We start from the raw sequence: 15,103 nt of genomic DNA, 5'->3' as shown, positions 1-15,103 counted from the left end.
CTTTAGCCAGCTTTTAGCTGGCTTTTTTTTGTCCTTTTTCGCCCTCTCCCCGTGGGAGAGGGCTGGGGTGAGGGCAAAACATGCGCTATGGTAAAACCCAGTAACCTTCCAAAAGGACTGAGCTATGACCTTACATTGCGCATTTATTGGATTTGGTAAAAGTACGACCCGCTATCACCTTCCGTATGTTCTCAACCGTAAAGACAGCTGGCATGTGGCGCATATCTACCGCCGCAGCGCGAAGCCGGAAGAGCAGTCTCCGCAGTATTCCCATATTCATTTCACCAGCGATCTCAATGAAGTCCTGGGCGACCCGCAGGTTAAACTGGTCATCGTCTGTACCCATGCCGACAGCCATTTCGACTATGCGAAACGCGCGCTCGAGGCGGGTAAAAACGTGCTGGTAGAAAAACCCTTCACCCCGACCATCGCTGAAGCGAAAACGCTCTTCGCACTGGCGAAAAGCAAAGGGCTGACCGTCACGCCGTATCAGAACCGTCGCTTCGACAGCTGCTTCCTGACGGCGAAAAAGGCGATTGAGAGCGGCAAGCTTGGCGACATCGTCGAAATGGAAAGCCATTTTGACTATTACCGCCCGGTGGCGGAGACCAAGCCCGGCCTGCCGCAGGACGGTTCCTTCTACGGTCTTGGCGTCCATACCATGGACCAAATCATCTCCCTGTTTGGCCGCCCGGACCACGTGGCGTATGACATTCGCAGCCTGCGTAATAAAGCCAACCCGGACGATACTTTTGAAGCGCAGCTGTTCTACGGCGACCTGAAAGCCATCGTTAAAACCAGCCATCTGGTGAAAATCGACTACCCGAAATTTATCGTTCACGGCACGAAAGGTTCGTTTATCAAGTACGGTATCGATCAGCAGGAGACCAGCCTGAAGGCCAATATCATGCCGGGTGAACCGGGCTTTGCGGCGGATGATTCGGTTGGCGTACTGGAGTATGTGAACGCAGAAGGTGTGACGGTCAGAGAAGAGCTGACGCCTGAAACCGGCGACTATGGTCGCGTCTACGACGCGCTGCATGCAACCCTGACCCGCGGCGTGGCGAATTACGTCAAGGAATCTGACGTTCTGACCAACCTCGAAATCCTCGAACGGGCCTTCGAACAGGCTTCTCCTGCCACGGTAACCCTTGCGAAATAAGCAAAAATGGCTCCTCTGCACTTGTTCATAATTTTTGAACAGAGGAGTCAATTTTCACCCTCTATGATCCCAGGCGGTTTGCGTCCACACTTACTCCATCGAAACGAACTGAGGGTGAAAACAATGATCTACTTACGCAAAGCAAACGAACGTGGTCACGCGAATCATGGCTGGCTGGACTCATGGCATTCATTCTCGTTTGCCGACTACTACGACCCGAACTTCATGGGCTTCTCCGCACTGCGCGTGATTAACGATGACGTGATTGATGCAGGCCAGGGCTTCGGTACCCACCCGCATAAAGACATGGAAATCCTGACCTATGTGCTTGAAGGGGCGGTTGAGCACCAGGACAGCATGGGCAACAAAGAGCAGGTTCCGGCGGGCGAGTTCCAGATCATGAGTGCGGGTACCGGTGTTCGTCACTCGGAGTACAACCCGAGCAAAACGGAAAAACTGCACCTGTATCAAATCTGGATCATTCCAGAAGAAACCGGCATCAAGCCGCGCTACGAGCAGCGCCGCTTCGACGCCAAACAGGGCAAACAGCTGGTGCTCTCCCCGGATGCGCGTGAAGGTTCGCTGAAAGTGCATCAGGATATGGAACTGTACCGCTGGGCGCTGGCGAAAGACGAACAGTCTGTACACCAGATCGCCGCGAACCGCCGCGTCTGGATCCAGGTGGTGAAAGGTGAAGTGTCCATCAACGGCACCAAAGCGACAACGGCGGATGGTCTGGCCATCTGGGATGAGCAAGCGCTCTCCGTGCATGCCGACAGCGAAAGTGAAATTCTGCTGTTTGATCTGCCACCGGTGTAATAAATCATAAATAAATGCCCATCCTTCCCTTTGACAGGGGAAGGATGGGCTTTGTCCGTGATAAACTGAGCAAATCTCTCTCTTCAAGATTTCTCAGGACGATGAAAAAGAAACGCCCCGTACTTCAGGATGTCGCCGATCGTGTTGGTGTGACCAAAATGACGGTCAGCCGTTTTTTACGTAACCCGGAACAGGTTTCCGTAGCGTTGCGTGGCAAGATTGCCGCTGCTCTCGATGAACTGGGTTATATCCCTAACCGCGCACCCGATATTCTTTCTAATGCCACCAGTCGTGCGGTGGGCGTCCTCCTGCCTTCTTTAACTAACCAGGTCTTTGCCGAAGTGTTGCGCGGTATTGAAAGCGTCACGGATGCGTTTGGTTACCAGACCATGCTGGCACACTACGGCTACAAACCGGAACTGGAAGAAGAACGTCTTGAATCGATGCTTTCCTGGAACATCGATGGCCTGATTTTAACTGAACGTACTCACACCCCCCGTACGCTGAAGATGATCGAAGTGGCCGGGATCCCGGTGGTGGAACTGATGGACAGCCAGTCGCCGTGCCTTGATATTGCCGTGGGTTTTGACAACTTCGAAGCGGCGCGGCAGATGACGGCGGCGATCATCGCGCGTGGTCATCGTCATATCGCCTACCTGGGTGCGCGTCTTGATGAACGTACTATCATCAAACAGAAGGGATACGAGCAGGCGATGCTTGACGCAAATTTAACCCCGTACAGCGTGATGGTGGAGCAGTCCTCTTCCTATACGTCGGGTATTGAGCTGATGCGGCAGGCACGGCGCGAGTATCCACAACTGGACGGTATTTTCTGTACCAACGATGACCTTGCGGTCGGTGCAGCGTTCGAATGCCAGCGTCTGGGGCTGAAGATCCCCGATGATATGGCGATAGCCGGTTTCCACGGCCATGACATCGGCCAGGTGATGGAGCCGCGTCTGGCGAGCGTCCTGACACCGCGTGAACGCATGGGTCGCATTGGCGCAGAACGCCTGCTGGCGCGCATTCGCGGTGAAGCGGTTACGCCAAAAATGTTAGATTTAGGTTTCACCTTGTCACCGGGTGGATCTATTTAATCCGACAAATTTGAAGTAGCTCACACTTATTCACATCGCGCACGTTTGGATATTGCTTCTCTTTTGCCCCGGCAGGACAATGTTACCGATAACTGTTACCCGTAACAATTGACTGAGGGACACCCTTTGAGCACGACTAATCATGATCACCACGTTTACGTCCTGATGGGCGTTTCCGGTAGCGGTAAATCTGCCGTGGCAAGCGAAGTGGCGCATCAACTTAATGCGGCGTTTCTTGATGGCGACTTCCTCCATCCGCGCAGCAACATCATGAAGATGGCCTCCGGCGAGCCGCTGAACGACGACGACCGTAAACCGTGGTTACAGGCGCTGAACGATGCCGCGTTTGCCATGCAGCGCACCAATAAAGTTTCCCTGATCGTCTGCTCTGCGCTGAAAAAAACCTACCGCGATCTGCTGCGTGACGGCAACCCGAACCTCTCTTTCATCTACCTGAAAGGCGATTTCGACGTCATCGAAAGCCGTCTCAAGGCGCGCAAAGGCCACTTCTTCAAAACCCAGATGCTGGTCACACAGTTCGAAGCGCTGCAGGAGCCAGGTGAAGATGAAAAAGACGTCTTAGTGGTTGATATCGATCAGTCACTGGAGGGTGTTGTTGCCAGCACCATCGAGGTCATTAATAAAAGGCAGTAAGTTTTGAGTACATTAACGCTAGTTTTGACAGCAGTGGGTTCGGTATTGCTGCTGCTGTTTTTAGTGATGAAAGCGCGTATGCATGCTTTTGTTGCTTTGATGGTGGTTTCTATTGGTGCAGGTCTCTTTTCCGGCATGCCGCTCGACAAGATCGCTGCGACGATGGAAAAAGGGATGGGGGGCACACTGGGCTTCCTGGCTATTGTGGTCGCGCTGGGCGCGATGTTTGGCAAGATTCTGCATGAGACGGGCGCGGTCGACCAGATTGCCGTCAAGATGCTGAAATCGTTTGGTCACAGTCGTGCACACTATGCAATTGGCCTGGCCGGTCTGATCTGCGCGCTGCCGTTGTTCTTTGAAGTGGCCGTGGTGCTGCTGATTAGCGTGGCGTTCTCCATGGCACGCCATACCGGTACTAACCTTGTGAAGCTGGTTATTCCGCTGTTTGCGGGCGTGGCCGCGGCGGCGGCGTTTCTCTTGCCGGGACCGGCACCGATGCTGCTGGCTTCCCAGATGCACGCTGACTTTGGCTGGATGATCCTGATTGGCCTGTGCGCGGCAATCCCGGGAATGATTATCGCCGGTCCGCTGTGGGGCAATTTCATCAGCCGCTACGTTGAACTGCATATTCCTGATGATATTACCGAGCCGCATCTGGGCGAAGGTAAAATGCCGTCCTTCGGCTTCAGCCTGTCTCTGATCCTGCTGCCGCTGGTGCTGGTGGGTCTGAAAACCATTGCCGCGCGCTTTGTACCGGTGGGCTCTACCGCGTACGAATGGTTCGAATTTATCGGTCACCCGTTCACGGCAATTCTGGTGGCGTGTCTGGTGGCGATTTATGGCCTGGCGATGCGTCAGGGGATGCCGAAAGACCGCGTGATGGAAATCTGCGGTGCTGCGCTGCAGCCAGCGGGCATTATCCTGCTGGTGATCGGTGCGGGTGGCGTGTTCAAGCAGGTGCTGGTGGATTCAGGCGTCGGTCCGGCGCTGGGTGAAGCGCTGACCGGAATGGGACTGCCCATCGCGGTCACCTGCTTTGTGCTGGCGGCGGCGGTGCGTATCATTCAGGGCTCCGCGACCGTTGCCTGTTTAACGGCTGTTGGCCTGGTGATGCCGGTGATTGAACAGCTGAACTATTCCGGTGCGCAGATGGCGGCGCTGTCTATCTGTATCGCGGGTGGTTCGATTGTGGTGTCGCACGTGAACGATGCGGGCTTCTGGCTGTTCGGTAAATTTACCGGTGCGACCGAAGCGCAAACCCTGAAAACCTGGACGCTGATGGAAACTATCCTCGGCACTACGGGTGCGATTGTCGGGATGATTGCGTTTACGCTGCTGAGCTAACCCCGGTTTTCTCCCTCTGGGAGAGGGTTGGGGTGAGGGCATCAGGCTGCAGAGATCTTATTTTGTCGGGTGGCGGCTTCGCCTTACCCGACCTACAAAAAACTCAGTTCCCGTAGGCCGGGTAAGCGCAAGCGCCACCCGGCTTTTTTACAGCAGCACTGTGCCTTCCGTTGTGCGCAGCCAGCGCGGCGCTTTTAGCGTATCGCTGTAAAATCGCACCAACTCCTGCAGCAGATCTCCCGCCACTCTCTCATCGCTTTCTGACAGCGAATGCGCTAACAGCATTTGCGTTAACAGCTGGCAATATCGCCCTAACTGATCAACTTCCGGTTCGAATACCGGCACGTCCAACGGCAGGTCATCCACCGTCAGGCTGGCTTTTAAATATTCTGGTACAGGTTCAAGCAGCGTGGGCTGAAGCAGGGTGAGGCAGGCGGAAAGTCGTCCACACAGCGCCATCTTCTGGGTTGGATCGTCACATTCAACCAGCACGTCGACAAACCGCGCGCAGTTGTCTGCCTGCTCGGTGAAGTCGGTTGTGTGATCGAACGGTGTGGTGAATAAGGAGTGAGAAAAGCTAAGGGTAGTAGTCATAAGACCGCCTCTGATGCGTAATGTATATCCACCACTGGAGAGGCTAATCTCACGGGTGGTGGAACCAGACAGGGTTAGCCTTACCGGCCTCATCAGCTACCGGCGCGTCTTGCGACGCCCCCGCCTGGCCCACCATTGGAGTGTAGCTAAGCGCGCGACACGATAACACTCGTGTTGCTGATGAGGAAGTTCAGGAGGCTAATCCCGACGCCTGATTTTGCAGGCGCGGCAAGAAGATACTGCGTTGGGGATGGGGTGGCAAGAGAGGCTCTGGAAGGCGGCTCGCAAAACGAAATATTATTTTTGAGGAGTGCGGCCTGTTGCCCTCACCCCGGCCCTCTCCCACGGGGAGAGGGAGCAACCACTAAAAACGGCAATCTAAGATTGCCGTTTTGCATTTACCTTGCTATCCCTTCATCCACGCACGTATCCCGTCCAGGAACATCTGCGTCGCCATCATCACCAGAATCAGCCCCATCAAGCGTTCCAGCGCATTGACCCCTTTCTCGCCCAGCAGGCGCAGGAACAGCGACGATTGCAGCAGAATGATGAACGTTCCGCCCCAGGCAATCAGCAAAGCAATCACCAGATGGCTCATCTGGTTGGGATACTGATGCGACAGCAGCATCAATGTGGCCAGAATGGTCGGCCCGGCGACCAGCGGGATCGCCAGCGGTACGATAAACGGCTCTTCACCGGCAGGCAGGCCGCTGCTGCTGCCTTCCGCGCTCGGGAAAATCATCTTAATGGCAATCAGGAACAGAATAATTCCGCCGGAAATGGAGACCGTTTCGGCACGCAGATTCAGGAAGGCGAGAATTTTTTCGCCGGCAAAAAGGAAGATAAACATCACCAGCAGGGCGATGAGCAGCTCGCGGATCATGATCGCCCGGCGGCGCTTGGGTTCGGTGTGCTTCAGCACCGACATGAAAATCGGCAGGTTTCCCAGTGGATCCATTATCAGGATCAATAAAACCGCCGCAGAAATGATTTCACTCATGTAAATTAGCCCTGAATTTCTCTATGGTTATTAGGATGATTAGCTCTTTTTCTGATTGCCGGGCAATCATCGATTAATTTCGCTTGCGACTTTGGCAGCATTTTGTAATGTGAAGCATATCCCAGTTCAATACTGGCTTGCACAAACAGCACACACCCTCTGCAGGAAACAAATGCTATGAAAAACGTTGGTTTTATCGGCTGGCGCGGTATGGTCGGCTCTGTACTCATGCAACGCATGGTTGAAGAGCGCGATTTCGACGCTATCCGCCCGGTCTTCTTCTCCACTTCCCAGCTCGGCCAGGCTGCACCGTCCTTTGGTGGTACCACAGGGACGTTGCAGGATGCTTACGATCTGGAAGCGCTGAAGGCACTCGACATTATTGTGACCTGCCAGGGCGGCGATTATACCAACGAAATCTATCCAAAGCTGCGTGAAAGCGGCTGGCAGGGCTACTGGATTGACGCGGCCTCTTCGCTGCGTATGAAAGACGATGCCATCATCATCCTCGACCCGGTGAACCAGGGCGTGATCACCGACGGCCTGAACAACGGCGTGAAAACCTTTGTCGGCGGTAACTGCACCGTCAGCCTGATGCTGATGTCCCTCGGTGGCCTGTTCGCGCAGGACCTGGTTGAGTGGGTCTCCGTGGCGACCTACCAGGCCGCATCCGGCGGCGGTGCGCGTCACATGCGTGAACTGCTGACCCAGATGGGCCAGCTGCACCAGAGCGTTGCGACCGAGCTGGCAAATCCGGCGTCCGCGATCCTCGATATCGAGCGTAAGGTCACCGAGCTGACCCGCAGCGGCGAACTGCCGGTCGATAACTTTGGCGTACCGCTGGCCGGTGGCCTGATCCCGTGGATCGACAAACAGCTGGATAACGGCCAGACCCGTGAAGAGTGGAAGGGTCAGGCGGAGACCAACAAAATCCTCGCTACCGCGAACACCATTCCGGTTGACGGTCTGTGCGTGCGTATCGGCGCGCTGCGCTGCCACAGCCAGGCCTTCACCATTAAACTGAAAAAAGATGTGTCTATTCCAACCGTGGAAGAGCTGCTTGCCGCACACAACCCGTGGGCGAAAGTGGTGCCAAACGATCGCGATATCACCATGCGCGAACTGACGCCTGCGGCCGTTACCGGCACGCTGACCACGCCGGTTGGCCGTCTGCGTAAGCTGAACATGGGGCCAGAGTACCTCTCCGCGTTCACCGTGGGTGACCAGCTGCTGTGGGGTGCCGCAGAGCCGCTGCGCCGCATGCTGCGCCAGCTGGCGTAATAATTTGTTAACTACCGGGGGTGATTTTCACCCCCTTTTTTTGCGTACTACATGGAGTAAAACGCAGATGTCTTATTTTTTATCAGGAGGAACCTCGTCGTTGGCTATGCTTTAAGGAAGATTTATTTCTCACCTGAGGGTAGGGCGGAGCAGAGAGGATGAGCTGCACCGTTTAGGTCACATTAAAAGTCGTCCCGGAGCGAATAAAAAGGGCGACATAAAAAAACAGGATGAATACCATGTCCGATCGTATTTCGAGAGACGTGATTAATGCGCTTATTGCGGGTCATTTTGCCGACCCCTTTTCTGTGCTAGGGATGCACCGTACAGAGGCCGGGCTGGAAGTTCGCGCGCTGTTACCGGATGCCACAGAAGTGTGGGTCATCGAACCCAAAACCGGCCGCAAGGTGGGTAATCTGGAATGCCTCGACTCACGTGGCTTCTTCTCGGGCGTCATGCCCCGTCGTAAAAACCCCTTTCGTTATCAGCTTGCCGTCATCTGGCACGGTCAGCAAAACCTGATTGACGATCCCTATAGCTTTGGCCCGCTCTTAAAAGAGATGGATGCCTGGCTGCTGTCCGAAGGTACCCATCTGCGGCCTTATGAAACGCTGGGTGCCCATGCGGATACCATGGATGGTATTACCGGCACGCGGTTTGCCGTGTGGGCGCCAAACGCCCAGCGCGTCTCCGTCGTCGGGCAGTTCAACTACTGGGACGGTCGTCGTCACCCCATGCGCCTGCGTCGGGAAACCGGCATCTGGGAGCTGTTCATCCCCGGCGCGCATAACGGTCAGCTCTATAAATTTGAGATGATCGATGCCAACGGCAAGCTGCGCATTAAGGCTGACCCGTACGCCTTTGAAGCGGAGCTGCGCCCGAATACTGCCTCGCTTATTTGCGGCCTGCCGGAGAAGGTGGTCCAGACGGAAGAGCGCAAGCAGGCTAACCGCTTCGACGCGCCAATCTCCGTTTATGAGGTGCATCTCGGCTCCTGGCGTCGCCACACCGATGACAATTTCTGGCTGAGCTATCGTGAGCTGGCTGACCAGCTGGTACCGTACGCCAAATGGATGGGCTTTACCCATCTGGAGCTGCTGCCGGTTAACGAACATCCGTTCGACGGAAGCTGGGGCTATCAGCCCACCGGGTTATACGCACCGACGCGCCGCTTTGGCACGCGCGACGACTTCCGCTATTTCGTTGATGCCGCACACGCCGCCGGGCTGAACGTCATTCTTGACTGGGTGCCGGGCCACTTCCCGTCGGATGATTTTGCGCTGGCCGAGTTCGACGGCACAAAACTGTACGAGCACAGCGACCCGCGCGAAGGCTATCACCAGGACTGGAATACGCTGATCTACAACTACGGTCGTCGTGAAGTCGCGAACTACCTGGTCGGGAACGCGCTTTACTGGATCGAGCGTTTCGGCATTGATGCCCTGCGCGTGGATGCGGTGGCGTCGATGATCTATCGCGACTATAGCCGCAAAGAGGGCGAGTGGATCCCGAACGAGTATGGCGGTCGCGAGAACCTGGAAGCGATTGAGTTTCTGCGCAACACCAACCGCATTATTGGCGAGCAGGTCGAGGGCGCGGTGACGATGGCGGAAGAGTCCACCGACTTCCCGGGCGTTTCCCGTCCGCCGTCAATGGGTGGCCTGGGCTTCTGGTACAAGTGGAACCTGGGCTGGATGCACGACACGCTCGATTACATGAAGCTCGACCCGGTTTATCGTCAGTATCATCACGATAAGCTTACCTTCGGGCTGCTCTACAACTACACCGAAAACTTCATGCTGCCGCTGTCGCACGATGAAGTGGTGCACGGTAAAAAATCCATTCTCGACCGCATGCCGGGCGACGCGTGGCAGAAGTTTGCCAACCTGCGCGCCTACTACGGCTGGATGTTCGCCTTCCCGGGCAAAAAACTGCTGTTTATGGGCAACGAGTTCGCCCAGGGGCGCGAGTGGAACCACGATACCAGCCTCGACTGGCATCTGCTGGAGGGCGCTGACAACTGGCACCACGGCGTGCAGCGGCTGGTCCGCGATCTGAACCTGACCTACCGCCACCATAAAGCACTGCACGAGCTGGACTTCGATCCGTACGGTTTTGAGTGGCTGGTGGTGGACGACCATGAGCGCTCGGTATTTGTCTTTGTGCGCCGGGATAAAGCGGGTAACGAGATTATCGTTGCCAGTAATTTTACGCCGGTTCCACGTCATCATTACCGCTTTGGCATTAATCAGGCCGGTAAATGGCGCGAAATCCTCAACACCGATTCCATTCATTACCACGGCAGTAACGCCGGTAACGGCGGACTGGTCCAGAGTGATGCCATCGAAAGCCACGGGCGCCCCAACTCCCTGAGCCTGACGCTGCCGCCGCTCGGTACCATCTGGCTGGTGCGGGAGGGCGAATGACGCAGCTTACGGCAGGTAAACCCGAACCGCTCGGGGCGAGCTTTGACGGAAAGGGTGTGAATTTCACCCTCTTTTCTGCTCACGCGGAGCGGGTCGAACTCTGTGTGTTTGACGGGGAAGGTAACGAACATCGTTACGATTTACCGGCGCGCACCGGGGATACCTGGCACGGTTACCTGGCCGGTGGACGGCCAGGGATGCATTACGGTTTTCGCGTTCACGGTCCCTGGGCGCCTGCTCAGGGGCACTGGTTTAACCCGGCAAAGCTGCTGATTGACCCGTGTGCCCACCGCGTGGAAGGCGAGTTTAAAGACGACCCGCTGTTCCACGTCGGCTACGGGGAACCAGACCACCGCGACAGCGCCCACGTGGCCCCAAAAAGCGTGGTGGTGGGCGATCGCTACGACTGGGAAGACGATGCCCCGCCGGGCACGCCGTGGGGCAACACCGTGATTTACGAGGCCCATGTAAAAGGGCTGACCTATCTCCATCCGTCTATTCCCAAAGAGATGCGCGGCACCTATAAGGCGCTCGGCCATCCGACCATGATCGCCTATCTGAAACATCTCGGGATCACCGCGCTGGAGTTGTTGCCCATCGCCCATTTCGCCAGCGAGCCTCGCCTGCAGCGACTGGGGCTGAGCAACTACTGGGGCTACAACCCGCTGGCGATGTTTGCGCTCGACCCCCGCTACGCCGCCCACCCGGACAAGGCGCGGGACGAGTTTCGTGATGCGGTGAAAGCGCTTCATGCGGCCGGTATCGAAGTGATTCTGGACGTGGTGCTGAACCACAGCGCGGAAAGCGATCTCGACGGTCCGACGCTCTCCATGCGCGGAATTGATAACCGTAGCTATTATTGGATCAGAGAGGATGGTGATTACCACAACTGGACCGGTTGCGGTAACACGCTCAACCTCAGCCATCCGGCGGTGACGCATTTTGCGTATGAATGCCTGAAATATTGGGTGGAAACGTTCCACGTCGACGGTTTTCGTTTTGACCTGGCGCCGGTGATGGGCCGCACGCCGGGGTTCAGCCAGCAGGCGCCGCTGTTTGAGGCGATCAAAAACTGCCCGGTGCTCTCGCGGGTGAAGCTGATTGCCGAGCCGTGGGACATTGGTGAAGGTGGCTACCAGGTGGGGAACTTCCCGCCGCTGTTTGCCGAATGGAACGACCACTATCGCGATGCCGTACGCCGCTTCTGGCTGGAGAGAAGCCTGTCGCTGGGGGAGTTCGCCGGACGCTTTGCCGCTTCCAGCGATCTGTTTAAACGTGATGGCAAACGACCGTCTGCTACCGTCAACCTGGTGACCGCGCATGACGGTTTTACGCTCCGGGACTGCGTTTGTTTCAATCAGAAACACAATGAGGCAAATGGCGAGGAGAATCGCGATGGCACTAACAATAACCATAGCTTTAATCATGGTATAGAAGGGTTAGGCGGAAGTCTGGATGTTATTGAGCGGCGACGCGCCAGCGTGCATGCGCTGCTGACGACGCTTTTGTTGTCGCAGGGCACGCCGATGCTGCTGGCAGGGGATGAACATGGCCACAGCCAGCACGGTAACAACAACGCCTATTGCCAGGACAACACCTTAACCTGGCTCGACTGGGGAGAAGCGAACAGCGGCCTGATCCACTTTACCGCGGCGCTGATCCACCTTCGTCAGCAGATCCCCGCGCTCACCGCCAACCGCTGGTGGGAGGAGGGCGACGGCAACGTTCGCTGGCTGAATAAAGACGCGCAACCGTTAAGCGCGCAAGAGTGGCAACACGGCGTACCGCGCCTGCAGATCCTGCTTTCGGATCGCTGGCTGGTTACGCTGAACGCGACGGATGACGTCGCTGAGATTGTTTTACCTGACGGGGAATGGCGCGCCGTTCCCCCCTTTGCCGGAGCGGATAATCCGGTAGTAATGGCTGTCTGGCACGGGCCTGCGCACGGAGTGTGCGTATTCCAAGATGATAAAAAAGGAGTTAGTCATGGTTAGATTAGAGAAGAACGATCCCTTAATGTTGGCACGCCAGCTCCCCTTAAAAACGGTTGCCCTGATCCTCGCTGGCGGGCGCGGAACCCGTCTTAAAGATTTGACCATCAAGCGCGCCAAGCCGGCTGTTCACTTTGGTGGTAAGTTCCGAATTATCGATTTTGCACTGTCCAACTGCCTGAACTCAGGTATTCGCCGCATTGGCGTCATTACGCAGTATCAGTCGCACACCCTGGTGCAGCATATTCAGCGCGGCTGGTCATTCTTCAGCGAAGAGATGAATGAGTTTGTCGATCTCCTGCCTGCCCAGCAGCGTGTTCACGGTGAAAACTGGTACCGCGGCACCGCTGATGCGGTGACCCAGAACCTCGATATCATTCGCCGCTACAACGCGGAGTACATCGTGATCCTCGCCGGGGATCACATCTACAAGCAAGACTACTCCCACATGCTCATCGACCACGTCGAGAAAGGGGCGCGCTGCACCGTGGCGTGTCTGCCGGTGCCCGTTGCCGAGGCGACGGCGTTTGGCGTGATGCACGTGGACGCGGACGATAAAATTATCGACTTCGTTGAAAAACCGGCCAACCCACCAACCATGCCGGGAGATGACACCAAATCGCTCGCCAGCATGGGGATCTATGTCTTTGATGCAGATTACCTTTATGAGCTGCTGGAAGAAGACGACAAAGACGAACACTCCAGCCACGACTTCGGTAAAGACATCATTCCGAAAATTACCAAAGCTGGCATGGCCTATGCACATCCTTTCCCGCTGTCCTGCGTGCAGTCAGATCCGAATGCGGAACCTTACTGGCGCGATGTGGGAACCCTGGAAGCGTACTGGAAAGCCAACCTCGATCTGGCCTCCGTCACGCCTGAGCTGGATATGTACGACCAGAACTGGCCGATCCGTACCCATATGGAATCCCTGCCGCCAGCGAAGTTCGTTCAGGACCGCTCCGGCAGCCACGGCATGACGCTGAACTCGCTGGTCTCTGGCGGGTGCATTATCTCCGGCTCGGTGGTGGTGCAGTCGGTGCTGTTCCCGCGCGTGCGTATAAACTCATTCTGTAATATCGATTCGGCGGTGCTGCTGCCGGATGTCTGGGTCGGGCGTTCGTGTCGTCTGCGTCGCTGCGTGATCGACCGTGCCTGCGTCATTCCTGAAGGAATGGTGATTGGTGAAAACGCGGAAGAAGATGCACGTCGCTTCTACCGTTCTGAAGAGGGGATCGTGTTAGTCACACGGGAAATGTTGCGGAAGCTGCAGATCAAACAGGAGCGATGATGCAGGTTTTACACGTATGTTCTGAGATGTTCCCGTTGTTAAAAACGGGCGGCCTGGCGGATGTTCTTGGTGCATTACCCGCGGCGCAAATCGCCGGCGGAGTCGATACCCGAGTCCTGCTGCCTGCCTTCCCGGATATCCGGCGCGGCATTCCCGATGCAAAGGTGGTGACGCGCCGTGACACCTTCGCCGGACGCATTACCCTGTTGTATGGACATTACAATGGCGTGGGCATCTACCTGATTGACGCGCCGCACTTATATGACCGACCAGGTAGCCCGTATCACGATACGAACCTGTTTGCCTATACCGACAACGTGCTGCGTTTTGCGCTGCTCGGCTGGGTTGGGGCTGAAATGGCGGTAGGGCTGGATCCGTTCTGGCGCCCGGACATTGTGCACGCACACGACTGGCACGCGGGGCTCGCTCCGGCATATCTGGCGGCGCGCGGCCATCCGGCGAAATCGGTCTTTACGGTGCATAACCTGGCGTATCAGGGCATGTACTACGCCCATCACATGAATGACATCGATCTGCCATGGTCGTTCTATAACATGCACGGGCTGGAGTTTAACGGGCAGATCTCGTTCCTGAAGGCCGGGCTTTACTATGCCGACCACATCACGGCCGTGAGCCCGACCTACGCCCGTGAAATTACGCAGCCGGAGTTCGGCTACGGCCTGGAAGGGTTGCTCCGTCAGCGCCATCGTGAAGGGCGTTTGTCGGGGATCCTTAACGGCGTCGATGAACAGATCTGGAACCCGGAGACCGACCTGCTGCTCGCGGCCCGCTATGGCCGTGATTCCGTGGAAGACAAAGCGGAAAACAAACGCCAGTTACAAATTGCGATGGGGCTGAAGGTCAACGACAAAGTGCCGCTGTTTGCGGTGGTGAGCCGTCTGACCAGCCAGAAAGGGCTGGACCTGGTGCTGGAGGCCCTGCCGGGTCTGCTGGAGCAGGGCGGACAGCTGGCGCTGCTCGGCGCGGGCGACCCGGTATTGCAGGAAGGCTTCCTGGCGGCAGCGGCGGAACACCCGGGGCAGGTGGGCGTGCAGATTGGCTATCACGAAGCGTTCTCGCACCGGATCATGGGCGGCGCGGACGTCATTCTGGTGCCGAGCCGTTTTGAACCTTGCGGCCTGACGCAGCTCTACGGCCTGAAGTACGGCACCCTGCCGCTGGTGCGACGCACGGGCGGGCTGGCGGATACGGTATCTGACAGCTCACTGGAAAACCTGGCGGACGGTATCGCCAGCGGGTTTGTCTTTGAGGACAGTAATGCCTGGTCGCTGCTTCGGGCGATTCGGCGTGCTTTCGTCTTGTGGTCCCGTCCGTCGCTGTGGCGTTACGTTCAACGTCAGGCGATGTCCATGGACTTTAGCTGGCACGTTGCGGCGCAGTCATACCGCGATCTCTATCAACGCTTGATGTAACGAGGCGAAGT

At 56.7% G+C, this 15,103-nt stretch carries 12 protein-coding genes; 10 read left to right on the top strand and 2 right to left on the bottom strand.

Translation table 11 applies throughout. The features are described from left to right. The first annotated feature begins 124 nt into the window (after positions 1-124). The 5 genes from ACQG22_RS22060 (at position 125) to gntU (ending at position 5,076) form a co-directional block, all read left to right on the top strand. The gene (locus ACQG22_RS22060) at positions 125-1,162 is read left to right on the top strand and encodes an oxidoreductase (protein ID WP_023621444.1); all 1,038 of its coding nucleotides are present in this window, start codon (positions 125-127) and stop codon (positions 1,160-1,162) included. A gap of 123 nt (positions 1,163-1,285) precedes the next feature. Next, on the top strand, positions 1,286-1,981 hold the full coding sequence (locus tag ACQG22_RS22055) for a pirin family protein (protein ID WP_048972508.1): 696 nt from the start codon (positions 1,286-1,288) through the stop codon (positions 1,979-1,981). A gap of 101 nt (positions 1,982-2,082) precedes the next feature. Then, a complete protein-coding gene (gene gntR / locus ACQG22_RS22050; protein ID WP_014833579.1) occupies positions 2,083-3,078 on the top strand; it encodes a gluconate operon transcriptional repressor GntR in 996 nt (331 codons plus the stop codon). A 126-nt stretch (positions 3,079-3,204) separates the two neighbouring features. Next, a complete protein-coding gene (gntK, locus tag ACQG22_RS22045) occupies positions 3,205-3,732 on the top strand; it encodes a gluconokinase (protein ID WP_038420757.1) in 528 nt (175 codons plus the stop codon). Between the two features lie 3 nt (positions 3,733-3,735). After that, positions 3,736-5,076, top strand: coding sequence for a gluconate transporter (gntU, locus tag ACQG22_RS22040; RefSeq protein WP_014833577.1), 1,341 nt, complete (start codon positions 3,736-3,738; stop codon positions 5,074-5,076). Between the two features lie 147 nt (positions 5,077-5,223). Here gntU and ACQG22_RS22035 read toward each other — a convergent pair whose 3' ends face one another. Then, positions 5,224-5,670: a hypothetical protein gene (locus ACQG22_RS22035; RefSeq protein ID WP_029883906.1), complete on the bottom strand. Its 447-nt coding sequence runs from the start codon at positions 5,668-5,670 to the stop codon at positions 5,224-5,226. 406 nt (positions 5,671-6,076) lie between these two features. Next, on the bottom strand, positions 6,077-6,670 hold the full coding sequence (yhgN, locus tag ACQG22_RS22030; protein WP_003861574.1) for an NAAT family transporter YhgN: 594 nt from the start codon (positions 6,668-6,670) through the stop codon (positions 6,077-6,079). 177 nt (positions 6,671-6,847) lie between these two features. Here yhgN and asd point away from each other — a divergent pair, with 177 nt between their 5' ends. The 5 genes from asd to glgA all read left to right on the top strand — a co-directional run bounded on the left by asd (position 6,848) and on the right by glgA (position 15,092). Further along, a complete protein-coding gene (gene asd, locus ACQG22_RS22025) occupies positions 6,848-7,951 on the top strand; it encodes an aspartate-semialdehyde dehydrogenase (RefSeq protein WP_029883894.1) in 1,104 nt (367 codons plus the stop codon). 239 nt (positions 7,952-8,190) lie between these two features. After that, the gene (glgB, locus tag ACQG22_RS22020) at positions 8,191-10,377 is read left to right on the top strand and encodes a 1,4-alpha-glucan branching enzyme (RefSeq protein ID WP_013099112.1); all 2,187 of its coding nucleotides are present in this window, start codon (positions 8,191-8,193) and stop codon (positions 10,375-10,377) included. Next, positions 10,374-12,371 (top strand): glycogen debranching protein GlgX, encoded by a 1,998-nt coding sequence (gene glgX / locus ACQG22_RS22015; RefSeq protein WP_047351998.1) that lies wholly within the window; start codon positions 10,374-10,376, stop codon positions 12,369-12,371. The genes glgB and glgX overlap by 4 nt, the downstream gene beginning before the upstream one ends. Further along, positions 12,364-13,659, top strand: a complete 1,296-nt coding sequence (gene glgC / locus ACQG22_RS22010; RefSeq protein WP_013099110.1) for a glucose-1-phosphate adenylyltransferase — start codon at positions 12,364-12,366, stop codon at positions 13,657-13,659. Before glgX ends, glgC begins: the two co-directional genes overlap by 8 nt. Then, positions 13,659-15,092: a glycogen synthase GlgA gene (gene glgA, locus ACQG22_RS22005; RefSeq protein ID WP_013099109.1), complete on the top strand. Its 1,434-nt coding sequence runs from the start codon at positions 13,659-13,661 to the stop codon at positions 15,090-15,092. The genes glgC and glgA overlap by 1 nt, the downstream gene beginning before the upstream one ends. The last annotated feature ends 11 nt before the right edge of the window (positions 15,093-15,103 follow it).

The sequence above is a fragment of the Enterobacter cloacae complex sp. 309I3 genome (genome assembly GCF_050031595.1).
Taxonomy (GTDB): domain Bacteria; phylum Pseudomonadota; class Gammaproteobacteria; order Enterobacterales; family Enterobacteriaceae; genus Enterobacter; species Enterobacter cloacae.
The sequence above is the reverse complement of the archived record's forward strand: the minus strand, read 5'-3'. Positions and strand labels throughout refer to the sequence as shown.